The sequence below is a fragment of the Pedococcus sp. P1_H8 genome (genome assembly GCF_056405175.1).
The window spans coordinates 325863-347691 of record NZ_JBFUCP010000004.1; the positions used below are offsets into that span (position 1 = coordinate 325863).

Annotated in this window: 28 protein-coding genes; 2 read left to right on the forward strand and 26 right to left on the reverse strand. The window is 67.2% G+C overall.

What is annotated here, in order from left to right:
- Position 1: 1 nt before the first annotated feature.
- The 21 genes from rpmD to AC1DYG_RS07055 form a co-directional block, all read right to left on the reverse strand.
- Complete coding sequence (gene rpmD, locus AC1DYG_RS06955) at positions 2–184, reverse strand: 50S ribosomal protein L30 (RefSeq protein ID WP_056924254.1); 183 nt, start codon at positions 182–184, stop codon at positions 2–4.
- Positions 181–837: a 30S ribosomal protein S5 gene (gene rpsE, locus AC1DYG_RS06960; protein WP_457253833.1), complete on the reverse strand. Its 657-nt coding sequence runs from the start codon at positions 835–837 to the stop codon at positions 181–183. The genes rpmD and rpsE overlap by 4 nt, the downstream gene beginning before the upstream one ends.
- A 40-nt stretch (positions 838–877) precedes the next feature.
- A complete protein-coding gene (gene rplR, locus AC1DYG_RS06965) occupies positions 878–1252 on the reverse strand; it encodes a 50S ribosomal protein L18 (protein WP_477613505.1) in 375 nt (124 codons plus the stop codon).
- A 3-nt stretch (positions 1253–1255) separates the two neighbouring features.
- Positions 1256–1792: a 50S ribosomal protein L6 gene (gene rplF / locus AC1DYG_RS06970; protein ID WP_477613506.1), complete on the reverse strand. Its 537-nt coding sequence runs from the start codon at positions 1790–1792 to the stop codon at positions 1256–1258.
- 11 nt (positions 1793–1803) lie between these two features.
- Positions 1804–2202: a 30S ribosomal protein S8 gene (gene rpsH, locus AC1DYG_RS06975; RefSeq protein ID WP_477613507.1), complete on the reverse strand. Its 399-nt coding sequence runs from the start codon at positions 2200–2202 to the stop codon at positions 1804–1806.
- A gap of 79 nt (positions 2203–2281) precedes the next feature.
- A complete protein-coding gene (locus AC1DYG_RS06980) occupies positions 2282–2467 on the reverse strand; it encodes a type Z 30S ribosomal protein S14 (RefSeq protein ID WP_035902511.1) in 186 nt (61 codons plus the stop codon).
- A gap of 1 nt (position 2468) precedes the next feature.
- Positions 2469–3059, reverse strand: a complete 591-nt coding sequence (gene rplE / locus AC1DYG_RS06985; protein WP_477639149.1) for a 50S ribosomal protein L5 — start codon at positions 3057–3059, stop codon at positions 2469–2471.
- Between the two features lie 5 nt (positions 3060–3064).
- The gene (rplX, locus tag AC1DYG_RS06990) at positions 3065–3424 is read right to left on the reverse strand and encodes a 50S ribosomal protein L24 (protein WP_140743544.1); all 360 of its coding nucleotides are present in this window, start codon (positions 3422–3424) and stop codon (positions 3065–3067) included.
- 3 nt (positions 3425–3427) lie between these two features.
- Entirely contained in the window at positions 3428–3796 is a 369-nt protein-coding gene (gene rplN / locus AC1DYG_RS06995; protein ID WP_056923992.1) for a 50S ribosomal protein L14, read from the reverse strand.
- Between the two features lie 134 nt (positions 3797–3930).
- A complete protein-coding gene (gene rpsQ / locus AC1DYG_RS07000) occupies positions 3931–4233 on the reverse strand; it encodes a 30S ribosomal protein S17 (protein WP_477639150.1) in 303 nt (100 codons plus the stop codon).
- Positions 4230–4484: a 50S ribosomal protein L29 gene (gene rpmC, locus AC1DYG_RS07005; RefSeq protein WP_477639151.1), complete on the reverse strand. Its 255-nt coding sequence runs from the start codon at positions 4482–4484 to the stop codon at positions 4230–4232. Before rpmC ends, rpsQ begins: the two co-directional genes overlap by 4 nt.
- Positions 4484–4903 (reverse strand): 50S ribosomal protein L16, encoded by a 420-nt coding sequence (rplP, locus tag AC1DYG_RS07010; RefSeq protein ID WP_477639152.1) that lies wholly within the window; start codon positions 4901–4903, stop codon positions 4484–4486. Before rplP ends, rpmC begins: the two co-directional genes overlap by 1 nt.
- A gap of 1 nt (position 4904) precedes the next feature.
- Positions 4905–5726 (reverse strand): 30S ribosomal protein S3, encoded by an 822-nt coding sequence (gene rpsC, locus AC1DYG_RS07015; protein ID WP_477639153.1) that lies wholly within the window; start codon positions 5724–5726, stop codon positions 4905–4907.
- Positions 5726–6094, reverse strand: coding sequence for a 50S ribosomal protein L22 (gene rplV / locus AC1DYG_RS07020; RefSeq protein WP_477613901.1), 369 nt, complete (start codon positions 6092–6094; stop codon positions 5726–5728). Before rplV ends, rpsC begins: the two co-directional genes overlap by 1 nt.
- Before the next feature lie 32 nt (positions 6095–6126).
- Positions 6127–6408: a 30S ribosomal protein S19 gene (gene rpsS, locus AC1DYG_RS07025; RefSeq protein WP_056923996.1), complete on the reverse strand. Its 282-nt coding sequence runs from the start codon at positions 6406–6408 to the stop codon at positions 6127–6129.
- An 18-nt stretch (positions 6409–6426) separates the two neighbouring features.
- Positions 6427–7263: a 50S ribosomal protein L2 gene (gene rplB, locus AC1DYG_RS07030; protein ID WP_056923997.1), complete on the reverse strand. Its 837-nt coding sequence runs from the start codon at positions 7261–7263 to the stop codon at positions 6427–6429.
- A gap of 35 nt (positions 7264–7298) precedes the next feature.
- Entirely contained in the window at positions 7299–7610 is a 312-nt protein-coding gene (rplW, locus tag AC1DYG_RS07035; protein ID WP_477613514.1) for a 50S ribosomal protein L23, read from the reverse strand.
- The gene (rplD, locus tag AC1DYG_RS07040) at positions 7607–8668 is read right to left on the reverse strand and encodes a 50S ribosomal protein L4, sunset domain variant (RefSeq protein WP_477639154.1); all 1062 of its coding nucleotides are present in this window, start codon (positions 8666–8668) and stop codon (positions 7607–7609) included. Before rplD ends, rplW begins: the two co-directional genes overlap by 4 nt.
- 5 nt (positions 8669–8673) lie before the next feature.
- Entirely contained in the window at positions 8674–9330 is a 657-nt protein-coding gene (rplC, locus tag AC1DYG_RS07045; RefSeq protein WP_477639155.1) for a 50S ribosomal protein L3, read from the reverse strand.
- A 10-nt stretch (positions 9331–9340) separates the two neighbouring features.
- A complete protein-coding gene (gene rpsJ, locus AC1DYG_RS07050) occupies positions 9341–9649 on the reverse strand; it encodes a 30S ribosomal protein S10 (RefSeq protein WP_009775966.1) in 309 nt (102 codons plus the stop codon).
- A 492-nt stretch (positions 9650–10141) separates the two neighbouring features.
- Complete coding sequence (locus AC1DYG_RS07055; RefSeq protein WP_477639156.1) at positions 10142–10714, reverse strand: hypothetical protein; 573 nt, start codon at positions 10712–10714, stop codon at positions 10142–10144.
- A gap of 166 nt (positions 10715–10880) precedes the next feature.
- Here AC1DYG_RS07055 and AC1DYG_RS07060 point away from each other — a divergent pair, with 166 nt between their 5' ends.
- Together AC1DYG_RS07060 and AC1DYG_RS07065 are read left to right on the forward strand one after the other, a co-directional pair.
- The gene (locus tag AC1DYG_RS07060; RefSeq protein WP_477639157.1) at positions 10881–12185 is read left to right on the forward strand and encodes an alpha-hydroxy-acid oxidizing protein; all 1305 of its coding nucleotides are present in this window, start codon (positions 10881–10883) and stop codon (positions 12183–12185) included.
- On the forward strand, positions 12185–12799 hold the full coding sequence (locus tag AC1DYG_RS07065) for a GNAT family N-acetyltransferase (RefSeq protein WP_477639158.1): 615 nt from the start codon (positions 12185–12187) through the stop codon (positions 12797–12799). The genes AC1DYG_RS07060 and AC1DYG_RS07065 overlap by 1 nt, the downstream gene beginning before the upstream one ends.
- Positions 12800–12994: 195 nt before the next feature.
- Here the strand turns inward: AC1DYG_RS07065 and tuf are convergent, their stop codons facing one another.
- From tuf to AC1DYG_RS07090, 5 genes are all read right to left on the reverse strand, one after another.
- Positions 12995–14191 carry an elongation factor Tu gene (gene tuf, locus AC1DYG_RS07070; protein ID WP_140743520.1) on the reverse strand — a complete coding sequence of 399 codons (1197 nt, stop codon included), beginning with the start codon at positions 14189–14191 and terminating at the stop codon, positions 12995–12997.
- Between the two features lie 114 nt (positions 14192–14305).
- A complete protein-coding gene (fusA, locus tag AC1DYG_RS07075) occupies positions 14306–16423 on the reverse strand; it encodes an elongation factor G (protein ID WP_477613521.1) in 2118 nt (705 codons plus the stop codon).
- Positions 16424–16543: 120 nt separating this feature from the next.
- The gene (rpsG, locus tag AC1DYG_RS07080) at positions 16544–17014 is read right to left on the reverse strand and encodes a 30S ribosomal protein S7 (protein ID WP_056915473.1); all 471 of its coding nucleotides are present in this window, start codon (positions 17012–17014) and stop codon (positions 16544–16546) included.
- Positions 17014–17388, reverse strand: a complete 375-nt coding sequence (gene rpsL, locus AC1DYG_RS07085) for a 30S ribosomal protein S12 (RefSeq protein ID WP_056883290.1) — start codon at positions 17386–17388, stop codon at positions 17014–17016. The genes rpsG and rpsL overlap by 1 nt, the downstream gene beginning before the upstream one ends.
- 450 nt (positions 17389–17838) lie before the next feature.
- On the reverse strand, positions 17839–21756 hold the full coding sequence (locus tag AC1DYG_RS07090; protein ID WP_477639159.1) for a DNA-directed RNA polymerase subunit beta': 3918 nt from the start codon (positions 21754–21756) through the stop codon (positions 17839–17841).
- Positions 21757–21829 lie beyond the last annotated feature (73 nt).

The following is a 21829-nucleotide window of genomic DNA, read 5'->3' on the forward strand; positions in this document are numbered from 1 at the left end:
GTCAGTCAACCTCCTCGACGGCAACGAGGTGCGTCACCGTCTTGACCATCCCGCGGATCTCGGGACGGTCCTCCTTGACGACGACGTCGCCAATGCGCTTCAGACCGAGGCTGCGCAGCGTGTCACGCTGGTTCTGCTTGCCACCGATCTCGGAACGGGTCTGGGTCACCTTGAGACGCATCAGGCACCTGCCTTGGCGGCTTCGCGGCCAGCAGCCTGGGCGCGCAGCATGGCGGCCGGGGCGACGCGGTCGACCGGGAGGCCGCGGCGGGCAGCCACTTCCTCCGGACGCTCGAGACCCCGCAGGGCCGCAACCGTCGCGTGGACGACGTTGATCGCGTTGTCCGAGCCGAGCGACTTGCTCAGCACGTCGTGGATGCCGGCGCACTCGAGCACCGCACGCACCGGACCACCGGCGATGACACCGGTACCGGGGGCGGCGGGACGAAGCATGACGACACCGGCAGCGGCCTCACCCTGCACGGGGTGCGGGATGGTGCCCTGGATGCGGGGGACCTTGAAGAACTCCTTCTTGGCCTCCTCGACACCCTTGGCGATCGCCGCGGGAACTTCCTTGGCCTTGCCGTAGCCGACGCCGACGGTGCCGTCGCCGTCGCCCACGACCACGAGGGCGGTGAAGCTGAAGCGACGTCCACCCTTGACGACCTTGGACACGCGGTTGATGGTCACGACGCGCTCGACGTAGGCGCTCTTCTCGGCCTGGTCGCGGCCGCCTTCACGACGGTTGTCGCGGCCACCGCGGCGGTCGCCGCGCTCACCACGAGCTGCGTCGCCGCCAGCAGCGGCACCAGTGCCTCGACGCTGGGGTCCGGGCATCAGATGTTCCTCATCTCAATAACAGTTGCGGTCACGGTGCTCACAGGGCCAGTCCACCCTCGCGGGCGCCCTCGGCGATGGCAGCGACGCGGCCGTGGTACTTGTTGCCACCACGGTCGAAGACGACAGCCTCGACACCGGCGCTCTTGGCACGCTCGGCGAGCAGTTCGCCCACCTTGCGGGCCTTGGCGGTCTTGTCACCCTCGAACGAACGCAGGTCCGCCTCCATGGTGGAGGCCGACGCCACGGTCTTGCCGAGGGTGTCGTCGACGATCTGCACGAAGACGTGGCGCGAGGACCGCGACACGACCAGGCGCGGACGAACCGTCGTGCCGGTCACCTTCTTGCGCAGGCGCAGGTGGCGACGTCCGCGTGCAGCGGACTTGCCCTTGGCGCGCTTGACGATCATTGCCATGGCTTACTTACCGGCCTTTCCGACCTTGCGACGGATGTGCTCGCCCGCATAGCGAACGCCCTTGCCCTTGTACGGGTCGGGCTTGCGCAGCTTGCGGATGTTTGCAGCAACCTCGCCAACGAGCTGCTTGTCGATGCCCTGGACCGCGAAGCGGGTCGGGTTCTCGACGGCGAAGGAGATGCCCTCGGGGGCCTTGACGGTGATCGAGTGGCTGTAGCCGAGCGCGAACTCGAGGTCCCCGCCCTTGTTGGCCACGCGGTAACCCGTGCCGTGGATCTCCATCTTCTTCTCATAGCCCTCGGTCACACCGAGAACCATGTTGTTGATGAGCGACCGGGTCAGGCCGTGCAGGGCACGCGACTGGCGCTCGTCGTTGGGGCGCTTGACCTCGAGGTCCGCGTCACCCTTCTCGACGGTGATCGGCTCGGCCACGACGTGGCTGAGCTCGCCCTTGGGGCCCTTCACCTTGACGGACTGGCCGTCGATGGTGACCTCGACACCGCTCGGGATGGAGACCGGGAGTCGTCCGATACGCGACATGTCGAATCCCCTTACCAGACGTAGGCGAGGACTTCCCCGCCCACACCCTTGGCTTTGGCCTGGCGGTCCGTGAGGAGGCCAGACGAGGTGGAAAGGATGGCCACACCGAGACCGCCGAGAACCTTGGGCAGGTTCGTCGACTTGGCGTAGACGCGCAGACCGGGCTTGGAGACACGGCGCACGCCAGCGATGGAACGCTCGCGGTTGGGGCCGTACTTGAGCTCGATGGTCAGCGTCTTGCCGACCTCGGCGTCCTCGACCTTCCAGGCGGCGATGTAGCCCTCCGCCTGGAGGATCTCGGCAATGTGGGACTTCAGCTTGGAAAACGGCATGGAGACATCGTCGTGGTGCGCCGAGTTGGCGTTCCTGACGCGGGTCAACATGTCCGCAATCGGGTCAGTCATGGTCATGGGCTTCTCCGGCCCTCTCTCACCGTGGTTTCACTGCTCATGCAGCGACCTGCGATGTAAGGATGAAAATCGGTGGGTATTACCAGGAGCTCTTGGTGACGCCGGGCAGCTCGCCGCGGTGAGCCATCTCGCGAAGGCAGATGCGGCACAGCCCGAACTTGCGGTAGACCGAGTGCGGTCGGCCGCAGCGCTGACAACGGGTGTAGCCGCGCACCTTGAACTTCGGCTTCTTGTTGGCCTTGTTGACCAGGGCGGTCTTCGCCATGTCAGTTCTCCTTGAAGGGGAAGCCGAGCGCCTTGAGCAGTGCGCGGCCCTCGTCGTCATTGGTGGCGGTGGTCACCACAGTGATGTCCATGCCACGCACGCGGTCAATCCGGTCCTGGTCGATCTCGTGGAACATCGACTGCTCCGTGAGGCCGAAGGTGTAGTTGCCGTTGCCGTCGAACTGCTTGGGCGACAGGCCGCGGAAGTCACGGATACGAGGCAGGGCCACCGACACGAGGCGGTCGAGGAACTCCCACATCCGGTCGCCGCGCAGCGTGGTGTGCGCACCGATCGGCATACCCTCGCGCAGCTTGAACTGCGCGATGGACTTGCGGGCCTTGGTGACCAGGGGCTTCTGGCCGGTGATGGCGGACAGGTCCTTGATCGCGCCCTCGATGAGCTTGGCGTCCTTGGCGGCGTCACCGACACCCATGTTGACGACGACCTTGACCACGCCGGGCACCTGCATGACGTTCTCGTAGCCGAACTGCGTGAACAGCCCGCCCTTGATCTCGTCCGCGTAGCGCTGCTTGAGGCGCGGCGTCACCGCTGCGGAAACTTCGGTCTGGGGCTTGGTTTCGGTTTCGGTCATGTCTCTCACAGGTCCTTGCCCGAGCGCACCGCGACACGGGTGCGGACGGTCTTGGTGCGGCCGTTGCGCTCGACGGTCTCGACGCGGGTCTTGATCCGGGTCGCGAGCTTCTTGTCATCGGGGTCCACGACGGCCACGTTGCTCACGTGGATCGCGGCTTCCTGGACCACCAGGCCACCGGTACGGGTGCCGCGAGCGGACTGACCCGCCTTGGTGTGGCGGGTCACCCGGTTGACGCCCTCGACGAGCACGCGCTCGGTCTCGGGGTACACGGCGATGACCTTGCCGATGCTGTTGCGGTCCTTGCCGGTGAGCACCTTGACGGTGTCACCCTTCTTGATCTTCATCTTCTTCTTGTCAGCCATGGGTCAGAGCACCTCCGGCGCCAACGAGATGATCTTCATGAACTTCTTCTCACGCAGCTCGCGGCCCACCGGGCCGAAGATGCGAGTGCCACGGGGGTCCCCGTCGGCCTTGAGGATGACGGCGGCGTTCTCGTCGAACTTGATGTACGACCCGTCACCGCGACGGCGCTCCTTGGTGGTGCGCACGATGACGGCCTTGACGACGTCGCCCTTCTTGACGTTGCCGCCCGGAATGGCGTCCTTGACGGCGGCGACGATGACGTCACCGATGCCGGCGTAACGACGACCCGAGCCACCGAGAACACGGATGCAAAGGATTTCCTTGGCACCTGTGTTGTCGGCGACGCGCAGTCGCGACTCCTGCTGGATCACTGTCTAACTCCTGTCGTCGAGCTGGTTCTCACGCGAGGTGAGCCTTGCCGAACTGTGGGGGGCTTGTTTCCGTGCCCCTGCGGCATACCTGGGTGTTTCCGGTATGCCGCGTGGGCGGCGGATGCTGAGGTGTACTACTTGGCCTTCTCGAGGATCTCCACCACGCGCCAGCGCTTGGTGGCCGAGAGCGGACGGGTCTCCATGATCGAGACGCGGTCACCGATACCGGCGGCGTTGTCCTCGTCGTGGGCCTTGACCTTGCTCGAGCGTCGCAGGACCTTGCCGTAGAGCGCGTGCTTGACGCGGTCCTCGACCTCGACCACGACGGTCTTGTCCATCTTGTCGCTCACCACGTAGCCCTGGCGGGTCTTGCGGTAGTTGCGGTCTTCAGCCGTCACGGCCTCATCCACGGTCTTGTCCTTCGTGTTCTTGGTCATGCCGACTCCTCCTTGGCTTCGACACTCGGGCCCTGCCCGATGCCGAGCTCGCGCTCACGCAGCTCGGTGTAGATGCGGGCGATGTCCTTGCGGACGGCGCGCAGGCGGCCGTGGTTGTCCAGCTGGCCGGTGGCCGACTGGAACCGGAGGTTGAACAGCTCCTCCTTGGCCTTGCGGAGCTCGTCGACCAGGTGGTCGTCGTCGAGACCACGCAGGTTCTCGGACACCAGGTCCTTGGATCCGACTGCCATCAGATGTCACCACCCTCACGCCGAACGAAGCGGCACTTCATGGGGAGCTTGTGCATCGCCAGACGCAGGGCTTCACGGGCGACCTCTTCGGACACACCGTTCACCTCGAACATCACGCGACCAGGCTTGACGTTGGCGATCCACCACTCGGGGGAGCCCTTACCGGAACCCATGCGGGTCTCGGCAGGCTTCTTGGTCAGCGGGCGGTCGGGGTAGATGTTGATCCACACCTTTCCACCGCGCTTCATGTAACGCGTCATCGCAATACGAGCGGACTCGATCTGACGGTTGGTGACGTAGGCGGGCTCGAGGGCCTGGATGCCGTAGTCGCCGAACGCGATCTTGGTGCCACCCTTCGCAGCGCCCGAACGACCCGGGTGGTGCTGCTTGCGGTGCTTGACTCGACGAGGAATCAACATGTCAGGACTGCTCTCCCTCAGTGCTGGCCGGGGCTGCGGTCGCCTCAGCGGCGGGAGCCTCAGCAGCGGTCTCGGTGGCGGCCTCCGGACGCTCGCGACGAGCGCGGGCCGGACGGTCTGCGCCGTCACGACGCGGGCCACGGCTCGGACGCGGCGCAGCAGCCTGCTGCTGAGCCAGCTCGCGAGCGGTGACGTCGCCCTTGTAGATCCACACCTTGACGCCGATGCGACCGAAGGTGGTGCGGGCCTCGTAGAAGCCGTAGTCGATCTGCGCACGCAGGGTGTGCAGCGGGACGCGACCCTCGCGGTAGAACTCGGTGCGAGACATCTCGGCGCCGCCGAGGCGACCGGAGACCTGGACACGGATGCCCTTGGCGCCGGCGCGGGTGGCGGACTGCATGCCCTTGCGCATCGCACGACGGAACGACACACGAGCAGAGAGCTGCTCGGCGATGCCCTGCGCGACGAGCTGGCTGTCGACCTCGGGGTTCTTGACCTCGAGGATGTTCAGCTGGACCTGCTTGCCGGTCAGCTTCTCGAGCTCGCCGCGGATGCGGTCGGCCTCCGCGCCGCGACGACCGATGACGATGCCGGGACGCGCGGTGTGGATGTCCACACGGACGCGGTCACGGGTGCGCTCGATCTCGACGCGGGAGATGCCGGCCCGCTCCATGCCCTCGGACATGAGCTTGCGGATGGCGACGTCTTCCTTGACGTAGTCGCGGTACCGCTGACCCTCCTTGGTGGAGTCAGCGAACCAGCGGCTCTTGTGCTCGGTGGTGATACCGAGGCGGAAGCCGTGCGGGTTGACCTTCTGACCCATTAGCGGGTGCCTCCCTTGGTGGTCTTCGGCGTGACGACCACGGTGATGTGGCTGGTCCGCTTGTTGATGCGTGCCGCGCGGCCCTGGGCCCGCGGGCGGAACCGCTTCATGGTCGGACCCTCGTCGACGAACGCCTCGCTGATGACCAGGTTGGTCTCGTCGAAGGCCTCAGAGGCCTTGTCCGCCTTCACCCGGAGGTTGGCGATGGCGCTCTCGAGCACCTTCTGCACCGGGTCGGAGGCGTACTGCGGCGCGAACCGGAGCACGGCGATGGCCTCAGTGGCCTGCTTGCCGCGGATCAGGTCCACCATGCGGCGGGCCTTCTGGGGCGTGACGCGGACGTGCCGCGCACTCGCCTTGGCTTCCATCACGTTGTCCTTGTTCTCAGTTGGGGCGGCCATCAGCGACGACGCCCCTTCTTGTCGTCCTTCACGTGACCCTTGAACGTGCGGGTCGGTGCGAACTCACCGAGCTTGTGGCCGACCATCGACTCGGTGACGAACACCGGGACGTGCTTGCGGCCGTCGTGCACGGCGAGGGTGTGACCCAGCATGTCGGGGCTCACGACCGACCGACGTGACCAGGTCTTGATGACGTTCTTGGTGCCCGCTTCGTTCTGGACGTCGACCTTCTTCTGAAGGTGGCCGTCGATGAAGGGGCCCTTCTTCAAGCTACGAGGCATGGTTTCTCAGGCTCCTTCTCAGCGCTTCTTGCCAGTACGACGGCGGCGAACGATCATCTTGTCGCTCGGCTTGCCGGGGCGGCGGGTGCGGCCCTCGGCCTGACCCCACGGGCTGACGGGGTGACGTCCACCGGACGTCTTCCCCTCGCCACCACCGTGCGGGTGGTCGACCGGGTTCATGGCGACACCACGGACGGTCGGGCGCTTGCCCTTCCACCTCATGCGGCCGGCCTTGCCCCAGTTGATGTTGGACTGCTCGGCGTTGCCGACCTCGCCGACCGTGGCGCGGCAGCGCAGGTCGACGTTGCGGATCTCACCGGACGGCATACGCAGCTGGGCGTAGGGGCCGTCCTTGGCGACGAGCTGCACACGCACACCAGCGGAACGGGCGATCTTCGCGCCGCCACCGGGCTTGAGCTCGACAGCGTGGATGACCGTACCGGTCGGGATGTTGCGCAGCGGCAGGCTGTTGCCGGGCTTGATGTCGGCCGAGGGGCCGTTCTCGATGTTGGCGCCCTGCTCCAGACCCTTGGGGGCCAGGATGTAGCGCTTCTCACCGTCGGCGTAGTGCAGCAGCGCGATGCGCGCCGTGCGGTTGGGGTCGTACTCGATGTGAGCGACCTTGGCCGGCACGCCGTCCTTGTCATGGCGACGGAAGTCGATGACGCGGTAAGCGCGCTTGTGTCCACCACCGATGTGACGGGTGGTGATGCGGCCGTTGCTGTTGCGGCCACCGGACTTCGTCAGGGGGCGCACCAGCGACTTCTCAGGCGTGGAGCGCGTGACCTCGACGAAGTCGGCGACGCTGGAGCCTCGGCGGCCAGGCGTGGTCGGCTTGTACTTGCGGATACCCATGTTTCGTAATCCCTTACGTCTCTTCAGCGATTCCGTCAGGCGCCGGCACCGAAGATGTCGATCGAGCCCTCGCGGAGGGTGACGATCGCACGCTTGGTGTCCTTGCGCTTGCCGAGGCCGAACCGGGTGCGGCGGGTCTTGCCGACGCGGTTGAGGGTGTGGACGGAGTCAACCTTGACGTTGAAGACGCGCTCGACGGCGATCTTGATCTCCGTCTTGTTCGCCCGCGGGTCGACGATGAAGGTGTACTTGCCCTGGTCGAGCAGCGAGTACGACTTCTCGGAAACGACCGGCGCGATCAGGATGTCGCGGGGGTCCTTGCCGTACAGAGCAGACTGGGTGCTCACTTGGTCTCCTCCTCAGCCACGTCCTGGGCGGCAGCGCCACCGGCGGGGACGAAACCGGCAGCCGCGGCGGCATCCGCAGTGCGGAACCAGACCTCAGCGACGGTCGCGTCGTACCAGCGGGAGCCGGGGACGTGGAACTTCATCGAGTCCTTGTTGCCCTTGACCTCGAAGCCCTCCGGCGCGGAGCCGTCCTCGAGGGCGGCAGCCGAGTCGGCGCCGAAGCCACCGTCGGTGGCCTCGGGAGCGTCCACCAGCGTGGCGGCCTTCTCAGCCTTGGCCGGCTTCTCAGCCTTGGCGGGCTTGTCGGCCTTGGCCGGCTTCTCAGCCTTGGCGGGCTTGTCGGCCTTGGCCGGCTTGTCGGCCTTGGCCTCGGACTTCTCGGTCTTGGCAGCCTTGGCCGGCTTGTCGGCCTTGGCGGGTGCGTCGTCGACGATCTCGACCTCGATCACGCCGCCCACGGGCTGGGCCTTGGTGACGAACGCCTCCAGGGCAGCCTTGGTGAAGACCACATCGTCCGCGCACAGCACGTCATACGTGTTGAGCTGGTCGGCGGCGAGCACGTGGACGCCGTCGAGGTTGCGGACCGACTTCAGCGACACGACGTCGCTGCGGTCGAGCACGACGAGCAGGTTGGGGCGGTCGGTCAGGCCGGCGAGCAGCGCGAGCGCGTCCTTGGTGGACGGCGCAGTGCCGGTCACCAGGGAGTCGACGACGTGCACCCGGTCGTTGCGGGCCCGGTCGGAGAGAGCACCGCGCAGGGCGGCAGCCTTCATCTTCTTGGGGGTCCGCTGGCTGTAGTCACGCGGCTGCGGGCCGTGGACGACGCCACCGCCGGCGAACTGTGGAGCGCGGGTCGAGCCCTGACGGGCGCGGCCGGTGCCCTTCTGGCGGTAGGGCTTGCGGCCACCACCGCGGACTTCGCCGCGGGTCTTGGTGGAGTGCGTGCCCTGACGCGCGGCGGCCAGCTGGGCCACGACGACCTGGTGGATCAGTGGAACGTTGACCTGGACGTCGAAGATCTCGGCGGGCAGGTCAGCAGCGACAGTCTTGGTTGCCATCTGGTTCAGGCTCCCTTCGCGGCCGTGCGGACGAGGACAGTGCCGTTGCGGGGCCCGGGAACGGCGCCCTTGATCAGCAGCAGGCCCCGCTCAACGTCCACGGCGTGGATCGTGAGGTTCTGGGTGGTCTGACGCTCGCCACCCATCCGGCCGGCCATGCGCATGCCCTTGAACACGCGACCCGGGGTGGCGCAGCCACCGATCGAGCCAGGCTTGCGGTGGTTCTTGTGGGAACCGTGGGAGGAGCTGACGCCGTGGAAGCCGTGACGCTTCATGACGCCGGCGAAGCCCTTGCCCTTGGTGGTTCCGGTGACGTCGATGGTCTGGCCGGCCTCGAAGGTCTCGACCGTGACTTCCTGGCCGAGCGTGTACTCGGCGGCGTCAGCGGTACGGAGCTCCACGAGGTGGCGACGCGGGGTCACGCCGGCCTTCTCGAAGTGCCCGGTCAGGGGCTTGGTCACCTTGCGGGGGTCGATGGCGCCGAACGCGATCTGGACGGCGTCGTAGCCGTCCTTCGCAGCGGCGCGGACCTGCGTCACGACGCAGGGGCCCGCTTCGATGACGGTGACGGGGATGAGCCGGTTGTCGGCATCCCACACCTGGGTCATACCGAGCTTCTTGCCCAGTACGCCCTTCACGGTCTTGGTAGCAGTGGTGGTCATTTCGCCAGCCTCAGAGCTTGATCTCGATGTTGACGTCTGCCGGCAGGTCGAGACGCATCAGCGAGTCGACGGCCTTCGGCGTCGGGTCGATGATGTCGATCAAGCGCTTGTGGGTGCGCATCTCGAAGTGCTCGCGGCTGTCCTTGTACTTGTGGGGCGAACGGATGACCACGAAGACGTTCTTCTCCGTGGGCAGCGGCACAGGGCCGACTACCGTCGCGCCAGCACGGGTCACCGTGTCGACAATCTTGCGCGCCGAGTTGTCGATGACCTCGTGGTCATACGACTTCAAGCGGATGCGGATCTTCTGTCCCGCCATCTCCGTTACGTCTCTCTCTCGCCGAACATCTAGCTTGGCCGGCTCTTGGCCATCTCCGACCCCCGCGGTCGGGTGTGTCGCACCCGCTTCGCGGCCGGACGACACGCGTTTTCACGCAGTCGTGCGGTTCGGATTGACCGGCAGAGCCGGGGCTTGCGCTTCCCTGGAGTGTCGCCCCGCGCATCAATGCACGGTTCGAGGTGTGTCACCGGGGGTGGCGGCGTCGACATGGGTCAACGGCGCGCGTCAAGCAACCGGTCCAGTGTGCCAGAGCCGACGGTGACCTACCAAATCGAGGCGGGGCCACGCGGCATACCCGCTCCGATGGCGCGTCGCGCAGGTCCACCACCTCCCCGGTATGCCGCGGGCCCGCCACCCGCTGCAGGGGCAGGCAGCGGGTGGCGGGCACCTCGCCGCGCTGACCCCGGGCGCGACGAAGCCCCGGCCCCGCCCACTGGGGGACGGACGAAGCCGGGGCCGGTCAGGGACGCCCTAGGGCCGTCCGCCGCCCAGGACGCCCGCGTCGAACGCCTTGAGGACCGAGGTCTTGTCCGCACTGGTCAGGGTCCCCGCCTTGACCGCGGCATCGAGGCGGGCGGACAGCTCGCTCTTGCGGCTGGCCTCGCGGTCGGCCTTGATCGCGTCGAGCGCGGCCTGGACCTTGGCCTCGCTCACGCCGAGCTCCTTGGCCAGCGCGGTCACCCGCGCCTTCTCCCGGGCCTGGCGCTGCGCATCGGTCGGCTTGGTGCCCTGGGCCGGGGGCGTCGTCGGCTTCTGGGCGGCCCGGACCTTCTCCAGGGCCGCACTCACCTTGGCCTCCGTGAGCCCCAGCTTGGTGGCGAGGGCGGCCGCGTCGAGGCCGCCGGGGCCGCCGCGGTGTCCGCCAGGGCCGCCCGGTCCCCTGCCTGCGTCCGCACCGGGCTGCGACGGGGCGGCGGTCGCGGTCGTGGTCGTGGTCGGGGTAGGGGTGGTGTCCGCCATGGCCGCGCTGGCGCCGATCCCGGCCGCGACGGCCGCGACCCCGCCCGCTGCGGCGATCTTCATGGACTTGCTGACTGTGGGCATGGTGGGCCTTCGTCCTCTCGGCAGGGGAGCGCGCCGGTGCGGCTCCTCGAACGTCGAGGCTGCGCCGCGTGACTGGCATGGAGCCGTGCTGCACCTGTCACTGGGCTGTCAGAGGCGTCCGCGCCGTTCACCCCCGAGCGGGTGGTCGCGCTGGCAGGATCGGGCCATGACGACGCCGCCCGAGGGTCCCGGTCGGGCCCGGCAGAGCCTGATCTACCGCGCGGGGGTGCTGGGCCACCGACCCACGATCCCCACGGACTTCGCCGAGCTCGAGCGACGCGCGGCAGCGGCCATGTCACCCCGGGCCTGGGGCTATGTCGCGGGAGGGGCGGGCGAGGGCGCGACCATGCGGGCGAACCGCGCAGCCTTCGAGCGCGTCCGGATCGTGCCACGCCTGCTGCCCGGCAACGCGCGGCGCGACCTGTCCACCGAGCTGCTCGGCAGGCGACTGCCCGCGCCGGTGCTGCTGGCGCCGGTCGGTGCCGCCGGGTTGGTCCACCGGGACAGCGACCTCGCGATCGGCTCGGCCGCGGCCGAGCTCGGCCTGCCGTACATCCTGTCCAACCAGGGCTGCTCGCCGATGGAGGACGTGGCGGCCTGCATGGGCTCCGCGCCGCGGTGGTTCCAGCTGTACTGGTCCACCGACGAACCTCTCGTCGACAGCCTCCTCGCGCGCGCTGCCGCGAGTGGAGCCGAGGCCATCGTGGTCACCCTCGACACGACCATGCTGGGCTGGCGTCCCCAGGACCTGAACCTCGGGTCGCTGCCGTTCTCGCAGGGCATCGGGATCGCGCAGTACACCTCAGACCCGCGGTTCCAGGAGGTGGTCCGCGACCGGATCGCTGCCAAGGCCGCCGCGGCGGATGCCGGGGGTCCGAAGGAGGACGTCAAGGTCACCGTCGGGGCGCTGCGGTCGCTGCTGTCGATCAGCCGCGAGCACCCCGGCGAACTGCGCGCCAACCTGCGCTCCCCCACTCCGCGTGCGGCCGTCGAGACCTTCCTCGACATCTACTCGAACCCCGGGCTCACCTGGGACCAGCTCGCCACGCTGCGCGAACGCACGGAGCTGCCGTTCCTCGTGAAGGGCGTCCTGCACCCGGAGGACGCGACCCGGGCGGTGGAGGCGGGCGCCAGCGGGGTCGTGGTGAGCAACCACGGCGGACGGCAGGTCGACGGCGCCATCGCCTCCCTCGACGCCCTCCCGGCCGTGCGTGCGGCGGTGGGACCCGACCTCGCGGTCATCCTCGACAGCGGCGTCCGCACCGGCAGCGACGTCGTCAAGGCCCTCGCCCTCGGCGCCGACGCCGTCGCGATCGGCCGGCCCTACCTCTACGGCCTGGCCCTCGGCGGTCGGGATGGCGTCCGGGACGTGCTGGCCAACATCGTGGCCGAGCTCGACCTGACCATGGGCCTGTCGGGGGTCGGCTCGGTGGCGCAGATCGGTCCCGAGCTCGTGCAGACCGCCTCCTGATGCCCAGACCGCACAGACCGCACCTGTCGACGACGCGGCTCGAGCTGCGGCCACTGAAGGCCGACGACAGCGACCTGCTGGTCGAGCTCGACGGAGACCCCGACGTGATGGAGTTCCTGACCGGACGGGCCACCGAGTCGCGCGAGGTCATCGAGGTGTGGATGCCGCGCCGCACCGAACCTGCCCACGACGCCCTCGGGCTGGGCTACTGGTCGGCCTTCGAGGGCGGGGTCTTCGTCGGGTGGTTCTGCCTGACCCCGGACGACGGGACCCTCGCCGTGGCCGCTGTGGAGGACGAGCCGCGGGACAGCGGGCCAGGGCTCGTGGCTGCCGAGCTGGGGTACCGGCTGCGCCGGCGCGCGTGGGGTCGAGGGCTGGCCACGGAGGGCGCAGCTCGGCTGCTGGAGCACGGCTTCAGGACGGTCGGCCTGGACCGGATCTGGGCCGAGACGATGGCCGTGAACGTGCGCTCGAGGGCTGTGCTCGAACGGCTCGGCCTGCGCCACGTCCGCACCGACATCAGGGAGTGGGACGATCCCCTGCCCGGTGCCGAGCTCGGCGAGGTGGTCTACGAGCTGACCGCCGCCGAGTTCGCGGCCACCCGCCCCCGGTAGCCGGCCACACGGCATACCACCCCGCACTTGTTGCCCACAGGTCGTCACCAGGCCCGGAAATCGCCACCCGGTGACCACCGCAGCGCAACACGTCCCGGGCCACGGCATACCGGGCACAGCGAAGTGCCCCGCAGCCGAAGCTGCGGGGCCCTCCAGTGGTGCTGGTGCGTCAGATCACGCGGTGAAGCAGGGGTACTACTTGGTGATCTTGGTGACGCGGCCGGCGCCGACGGTACGGCCGCCCTCGCGAATGGCGAAGCGCAGGCCCTCCTCCATGGCGATCGGCTGGATGAGCTCGACGTTCATCTCCGTGTTGTCACCGGGCATGACCATCTCGGTGCCCTCGGGGAGGTGCACGACGCCGGTCACGTCGGTGGTGCGGAAGTAGAACTGCGGGCGGTAGTTGTCGTAGAACGGCGTGTGACGGCCGCCCTCATCCTTGGACAGGATGTAGACGTTGGCCTCGAAGTCCGTGTGCGGGGTGATCGAGCCCGGCTTGCAGATGACCTGCCCGCGCTCGACGTCCTCGCGCTTGGTGCCACGAAGGAGCAGGCCGACGTTCTCGCCCGCACGACCCTCGTCGAGCAGCTTGCGGAACATCTCGATGCCGGTGACCGTGGTCTTGGTCGGCGGACCGGTGTGGATGCCGACGATCTCGATCTCAGCGTTAACGTTCAGGATGCCGCGCTCGATACGACCGGTGACGACGGTGCCACGACCGGTGATCGTGAACACGTCCTCGACGGGCATGAGGAACGGCTTGTCGACGTCACGCTCGGGGATCGGGATGTGGTTGTCCACGGCGTCCATGAGCTCCAGGACGGAGTTGCCCCACTCGGCGTCGCCCTCGAGCGCCTTGAGCGCCGAGACCTTGACGACCGGCAGGTCGTCGCCCGGGAACTCGTAGTCGGACAGCAGCTCGCGGACCTCCATCTCGACGAGCTCGAGGATCTCCTCGTCGTCGACCATGTCGGCCTTGTTGAGCGCCACGACGATGTAGGGAACGCCGACCTGGCGGGCCAGGAGGACGTGCTCCTTCGTCTGCGGCATCGGGCCGTCGGTCGCCGCAACCACGAGGATCGCGCCGTCCATCTGCGCCGCACCCGTGATCATGTTCTTCACGTAGTCAGCGTGACCGGGGCAGTCGACGTGGGCGTAGTGACGGCTCTCCGTCTGGTACTCGATGTGCGCGATCGAGATCGTGATACCGCGCTGCTTCTCTTCGGGTGCCTTGTCGATGTCGTCGAACGCGAACTGCGGGTTCAGGTCCGGGTACTTGTCGTGCAGGACCTTGGAAATCGCAGCCGTCAGCGTCGTCTTACCGTGGTCGATGTGACCAATGGTGCCGATGTTGACGTGCGGCTTAGTCCGCTCGAACTTTGCCTTCGCCACTTGATGTCCTCCTCAGGACTCTTCTTGGTGAAACGCCTTTTGCCCAGATGGGACGTGGCGCGGATTAGGGGGTTGGTGCTGTGCAGTCCGTGGTGCGACCGGTAATGCTACCGGTCACTCACCACGGGTCTTCTTGATGATCTCCTCGGCAACAGCCTTGGGGACCTCGGCGTAGGAGTCAAACTCCATCGAGTAGTTCGCCCGGCCCTGGGTCTTGGAACGCAGGTCACCGACGTAGCCGAACATCTCTGACAGCGGGACCAGGCCGCGGACGACCTTGGCACCACTGATGTCCTCCATGGCCTGGATCTGGCCACGGCGGGAGTTGATGTCACCGATGACGTCGCCCATGTAGTCCTCGGGCGTCCGCACCTCGACGGCCATCATCGGCTCGAGGAGCACGGGGTCGGCCTTGCGGACGGCCTCCTTGAGCGCCATGGAACCGGCGATCTTGAACGCCATCTCCGAGGAGTCGACGTCGTGGTAGGCGCCATCGAGCAGCGTGGCCTTGATGCCGACCAGCGGGTAGCCCGCGAGCACGCCGTACTGCATGGCGTCCTGGATACCGGCGTCGACCGACGGGATGTACTCGCGCGGGACGCGGCCACCAGTGACCTTGTTCACGAACTCGTACATCTCGCCCGACTCCGCGGTGTCGAGGGGCTCGATGCTGATCTGGATCTTGGCGAACTGGCCGGAGCCACCCGTCTGCTTCTTGTGGGTGAAGTCGAGCTTCTCCACGGTGCGACGGATCGTCTCGCGGTAGGCCACCTGCGGCTTGCCGACGTTGGCCTCGACCTTGAACTCTCGCTTCATGCGGTCCACCAGGATGTCGAGGTGGAGCTCGCCCATGCCGGCGATGATCGTCTGGCCGGTCTCCTCGTCGTGGTGGACCTGGAAGGTCGGGTCCTCGGCGGAGAGCTTCTGGATGGCCGTGGAGAGCTTCTCCTGGTCACCCTTGGTCTTGGGCTCGATGGCCACCTGGATGACCGGGTCCGGGAACGTCATCGACTCGAGCACGATCTGCTCGTTCGGGTCGCTCAGGGTGTCACCGGTGGTGGTGTCCTTCAGGCCGATCGCCGCGTAGATGTGACCCGCGAGGGCCTCCTCCACGGGGTTCTCCTTGTTGGCGTGCATCTGGAAGAGCTTGCCGATGCGCTCCTTGCGGCCCTTGGTCGTGTTGACGACCGCGGAGCCGGCGGAGATCTGGCCGGAGTAGACGCGGATGAAGGTCAGCGTGCCGAAGAACGGGTGCGTGGCAACCTTGAAGGCCAGCGCCGAGAACGGCTCGCTCGTGTCGGGCTTGCGCGTCATCTCGATCTCCTCGTGGTTCGGCTTGTGGCCGACCATCGGGGGGACGTCGAGCGGCGAGGGCAGGTAGTCGACGACGGCGTCGAGCATCGGCTGCACACCGCGGTTCTTGAAGGCAGAGCCGCACAGGATCGGGTAGAGCTCGGAGTTGACCGTGAGCTTGCGGATCGCGCCCTTGATCTCCTCGGGCGTCAGCTCCTCGCCACCGAGGTACTTCTCCATGAGGACGTCGTCGGACTCGGCAACGCGCTCGACGAGGGCGTGGCGGTACTCCTCCACCTTCTCGAGCATGTCGGCCGGGATCTCCTGGATCTCGTACTTGGCACCCATGGTGACGTCACCCTTGGAGTCACCCGGCCACACGAGGGCGCGACGGTAGATGAGGTCGACGACACCGACGAACTCGCTCTCGGAACCGATCGGCAGCTGGAGCACGAGGGGCTCGGCGCCGAGGCGGTCCTTGATGGTGTCGACGGTGAAGTAGAAGTCCGCGCCGAGCTTGTCCATCTTGTTGACGAACGCGATGCGGGGGACGTCGTACTTGTCGGCCTGACGCCACACGGTCTCGGACTGGGGCTCGACGCCCTCCTTGCCGTCGAACACGGCGACGGCACCGTCGAGGACGCGCAGCGAGCGTTCCACCTCGACCGTGAAGTCCACGTGACCGGGGGTGTCGATGATGTTGATCTGGGTGCCCTCCCAGAAGGAGGTCACGGCGGCAGACGTGATCGTGATGCCGCGCTCCTTCTCCTGCTCCATCCAGTCGGTGGTCGACGCACCGTCGTGGGTCTCACCGATCTTGTGGTTGACACCGGTGTAGAAGAGGATGCGCTCAGTCGTCGTCGTCTTGCCGGCGTCGATGTGCGCCATGATCCCGATGTTGCGGACCTTGGTCAGGTCCGTCAGGACGTCGAGTGCCAATGTGATCGTCTCATCTCGCTCGTTAGAAAAAGTTCGTTGTGGTGCGCGGGGGCCGGGCCACGACCGCGCACCTCCGGTATGCCGCGKGCGCGCCTGGCGCACGCGGCATACCGGTCGCTGTTACCAGCGGTAGTGCGCGAAGGCCTTGTTGGACTCGGCCATCTTGTGGGTGTCCTCGCGACGCTTCACCGCGGCACCGAGGCCGTTGGACGCGTCGAGGATCTCGTTCATCAGGCGCTCGGTCATGGTCTTCTCACGACGCTGACGCGAGTAGCCGACCATCCAGCGCAGGGCCAGGGTGGTCGCGCGGTTGGGCTTGACCTCGATCGGCACCTGGTAGGTCGCGCCACCGACACGGCGGGACTTGACCTCGAGCGTCGGACGGATGTTGTCCAGCGCGCGCTTGAGGGTGACGACGGGGTCGGAGCCGGTCTTCTCCTTGACGCCCTCGAGGGCGCCGTAGACGATCGTCTCGGCGATGGACTTCTTGCCATCGAGGAGGATCTTGTTGACCAGCTGGGTCACCAACGGGGAGTTGTGGACCGGGTCGACGACGAGGGGGCGCTTGGGCGCGGGTCCCTTGCGAGGCATTACTTCTTCTCCATCTTCGCGCCGTAACGGGAGCGGGCCTGCTTGCGGTTCTTGACACCCTGGGTGTCGAGCGAGCCGCGGACGATCTTGTAACGCACACCGGGGAGGTCCTTCACACGACCACCGCGCACGAGCACGATCGAGTGCTCCTGCAGGTTGTGGCCGACGCCCGGGATGTAGGCCGTGACCTCGATGCCGCTGGTGAGGCGCACGCGGGCGACCTTCCGCAGGGCAGAGTTCGGCTTCTTGGGGGTGGTGGTGTACACACGCGTGCACACACCACGGCGCTGGGGCGAGCCCTTGAGGGCAGGAGTCTTGGTCTTGGTGACCTTGTCCTGACGCCCCTTGCGCACAAGCTGGTTGATCGTAGGCAACCTGTTCTCCGTACGTAGTTGATGTTCTGTGTCCTCGGGCTGCATCTCGCAACCCTCGGGCACTCCTTGGTGTGGTGCCTCGCCCGACCCCCGCACTCGGGTGTGTCGTGCTTGGCGCTCTCCCCTGCACCCTCCACGCGCGACCCAGTGCGGATCGATTGCGGAGTGCCCGGCGAGAGGGGTGCTGGTCCAGCAGCCGACGTTGGTCCAGTTGGTCAAACTCAGCGGTCGGCACCGACTCCAGCGCATGACTGAGGCAGACCTCAGACACAGTGTTCAAAGATACCGCCTGCGTGGTGGCGGTCCAAATCGGTTACGCCGGCCCCGGCACTCCCGGGTGCTGCTGCGACCTGTTGCGCGGAGATCGTCACGGGACAGCCGAATCACGGGCTTGGTGACCACCAGATCGCAACAAGTCCGATTCCGTGCCGACTTGTTGCGCGGAGATCGTCACCAGACCCCCGAAACGCCGGGCCAGTGACCACCAGCTCGCAACAAGTCGGCTGCACGTGCCCCGGCTGGCAACCGAAAAGGGCGGGTATGCCGCGTGGTGACCACGCGGTACTCGTAGCTGGGCATCGAGTACATCGCGGCCTTGGCCTCCTCGGTGGCCTCGACCTTGACGTTCCGGTAGCGCGGGAGACCCGTGCCGGCCGGGATGAGCTTTCCGAGGATGACGTTCTCCTTCAGACCCAGCAGCGGGTCCGACTTGGCGTTCATCGCGGCCTCGGTCAGCACTCGGGTCGTCTCCTGGAAGGAGGCGGCCGAGAGCCAGGAGTCCGTGGCCAGCGACGCCTTGGTGATACCCATCAGCTCGGGGCGACCCGAGGCCGGGCGGCCACCTTCGGCGACGACGCGACGGTTCTCGGTCTCGAACCGACCACGCTCGGCCAGCTCACCGGGGAGCAGGTCGGCATCGGCGGACTCGATGATCGTGATCCGGCGCAGCATCTGGCGGACGATGACCTCGATGTGCTTGTCGTGGATCGACACACCCTGCTGGCGGTAGACGTGCTGCACCTCGTCGACGAGGTGCATCTGGACCGCCCGCGGGCCGAGGATGCGAAGGACCTGCTTGGGGTCGATCGAACCCTGCGTCATGCGGTGCCCGACCTCGACGTGGTCGCCGTCGGCGATCAGCAAGCGCGCGCGCTTGCTCACCGGGTAGGCGTGCTCCTCGGAGCCGTCGTCCGGGGTGAGCATGATGCGACGGGTCTTGTCGGTGTCCTCGATGCTGACCCGACCGGACGCCTCGGCGATCGGGGCGACACCCTTGGGGGTGCGCGCCTCGAACAGCTCGACGACACGGGGCAGACCCTGCGTGATGTCGTCACCAGCCACACCACCGGTGTGGAAGGTACGCATCGTCAGCTGGGTGCCGGGCTCACCGATCGACTGGGCCGCGATGATGCCGACGGCCTCGCCGATGTCCACGAGCTTGCCGGTCGCGAGCGATCGGCCGTAGCAGGCGGCGCAGGTGCCGACGTGGGACTCACAGGTGAGCACCGAGCGGACCTTGACCTGCTCGACGCCAGCGGCGACGAGCGCGTCGATGACGACGTCACCGAGGTCGATGCCGGCCTCGGCGAGGACGGAACCGTCCTTCTCGACGTCGGCAGCGAGCGTGCGGGCGTAGACCGAGGTCTCGACGTCGTCGTGCTCCACCAGGGCGCCGGACGCGGACTTCTGCGCGATCGGCATGGTCAGGCCACGCTCGGTCCCGCAGTCGTCCTCGCGGATGATGACGTCCTGCGACACGTCCACCAGACGACGGGTCAGGTAACCCGAGTCGGCGGTACGCAGCGCGGTGTCGGCAAGACCCTTACGGGAACCGTGCGTGGAGATGAAGAACTCGAGCACGGACAGGCCCTCGCGGAAGTTCGCGCGGATCGGTCGCGGGATGATGTCGCCCTTCGGGTTGGACACCAGACCACGCATACCGGCGATCTGTCGCAGCTGCATCCAGTTACCACGCGCACCCGAGGACACCATCTTGTAGATGGTGTTGGTCTTCGGGAGGTTGGCCTCCATCTCCTTGGCGACCTCGTTGGTGGCCTGGGTCCAGATCTCGATGAGCTCCTGACGGCGCTCGTCGTCGGTGATCAGACCACGCTCGTACTGCACCTGGACCTTGGTGGCCTTGACCTCATAGCCCTCGAGGATCTCGAGCTTGCGCGGCGGGGTCACGACGTCGGAGATGGCCACCGTGGTGCCCGAGCGGGTCGCCCAGTGGAAGCCGTACTCCTTCAGTGCGTCGAGGCTCGCGGCAACCTGCACCTTGGTGTAGCGCTCGGCCAGGTCGTTGACGATGGTCGACAGACGCTTCTTGTCGACGACCGCGTCCACGAACGGGTAGTCCACCGGCAGCGTCTGGTTGAACAGCGCGCGACCGAGGCTGGTCTCGACCGTGAGCGAGGGAACCTGGCCCTGGTCGTTCACCTCGACACCCTCGGCGAGCTCGGTGCCGGGGATCGGGACGACGTCGAGCAGGCGGATCTTGACGATGCTGCCGAGCTCGAGCTCGCCGGCGTCGAACGCCATCCTGGCCTCGGAGACCGACGAGAACGCGCGGCCGGAGCCCTTGCCGTTCTCCACCTCGGAGGTGAGGTGGTAGAGCCCGATGATCATGTCCTGGGTGGGCATGGTCACCGGACGGCCGTCGGCCGGCTTGAGGATGTTGTTGCTCGAGAGCATGAGGATGCGGGCCTCGGCCTGCGCCTCCGTGCTCAGGGGCACGTGCACGGCCATCTGGTCACCGTCGAAGTCGGCGTTGAAGGCCGAGCAGACGAGCGGGTGGATCTGGATGGCCTTGCCCTCGACGAGCTGCGGCTCGAAGGCCTGGATGCCGAGGCGGTGCAGGGTGGGCGCGCGGTTGAGCAGCACGGGGTGCTCGGTGATGACCTCTTCGAGGACGTCCCACACGACCGGACGGGCGCGCTCGACCATGCGCTTGGCCGACTTGATGTTCTGCGCGTGGTCGAGGTCGACCAGACGCTTCATCACGAACGGCTTGAACAGCTCGAGGGCCATCTGCTTGGGCAGACCGCACTGGTGCAGCTTGAGCTGCGGGCCGACGACGATGACCGAACGGCCGGAGTAGTCGACGCGCTTGCCGAGCAGGTTCTGGCGGAACCGGCCCTGCTTGCCCTTGAGCATGTCGGACAGCGACTTGAGCGGGCGGTTGCCGGGACCCGTGACCGGGCGACCACGACGGCCGTTGTCGAAGAGGCTGTCCACAGCCTCCTGGAGCATCCGCTTCTCGTTGTTGACGATGATCTCCGGTGCACCGAGGTCGAGCAGACGCTTGAGTCGGTTGTTGCGGTTGATCACGCGACGGTAGAGGTCGTTGAGGTCGGAGGTCGCGAAGCGGCCACCGTCGAGCTGCACCATCGGGCGCAGGTCCGGCGGGATGACCGGGACGGCGTCCAGGACCATGCCGGACGGCTTGTTCGTCGTCGCCTGGAAGGCGGTGACGACCTTGAGCCGCTTGAGGGCACGGGTCTTCTTCTGGCCCTTGCCGGTGGCGATGATCTCGCGCAGCAGCTCGGACTCGGCCTGGAGGTCGAAGTCCTGCAGGCGCTTCTGGATCGCCGCGGCGCCCATGCCGCCCTCGAAGTACAGACCGAACCGGTCACGCATCTCGCGATAGAGGATCTCGTCGCCCTCGAGGTCCTGGACCTTGAGGTTCTTGAACCGGTCCCAGACCTGCTCGATGCGCTCGATCTGCATGTCCGCGCGCTTGCGGATCTGGTTCATCTCGCGCTCGGCGGACTCGCGCACCTTGCGGCGGGCGTCAGCCTTGGCACCCTCGGCCTCGAGCTCGGCGATGTCGGACTCGAGCCGCTTGGCGCGGGTGTCGACCTCGGAGTCCCGCTTGTTCTGGTACTCCTTCTTCTCCACCTCGATCTGCGCCTCGAGCGAGGGCAGGTCCTTGTGACGCTGCTCCTCGTCGACCGACGTGATCATGTAGGCCGCGAAGTAGATGACCTTCTCGAGGTCCTTGGGGGCGAGGTCGAGCAGGTAGCCCAGCCGCGACGGGACGCCCTTGAAGTACCAGATGTGGGTGACCGGGGCGGCGAGCTCGATGTGGCCCATCCGCTCACGACGCACCTTGGCGCGAGTGACCTCGACGCCGCAGCGCTCACAGATGATGCCCTTGAAGCGGACCCGCTTGTACTTGCCGCAGTTGCACTCCCAGTCCCGGGTGGGGCCGAAGATGCGCTCGCAGAACAGGCCCTCCTTCTCGGGCTTGAGCGTGCGGTAGTTGATCGTCTCGGGCTTCTTCACCTCGCCGTGGCTCCACTGACGGATGTCGTCAGCAGTGGCCAGGCCGATGCGCAGTTCGTCAAAGAAGTTGACGTCGAGCACGTGGTTCCTTCTTCCGTGTCTCTAGCTAAAACTAAGGGGCTGGTCGTGAGGAGGGGCGGTATGCCGCGTGCCC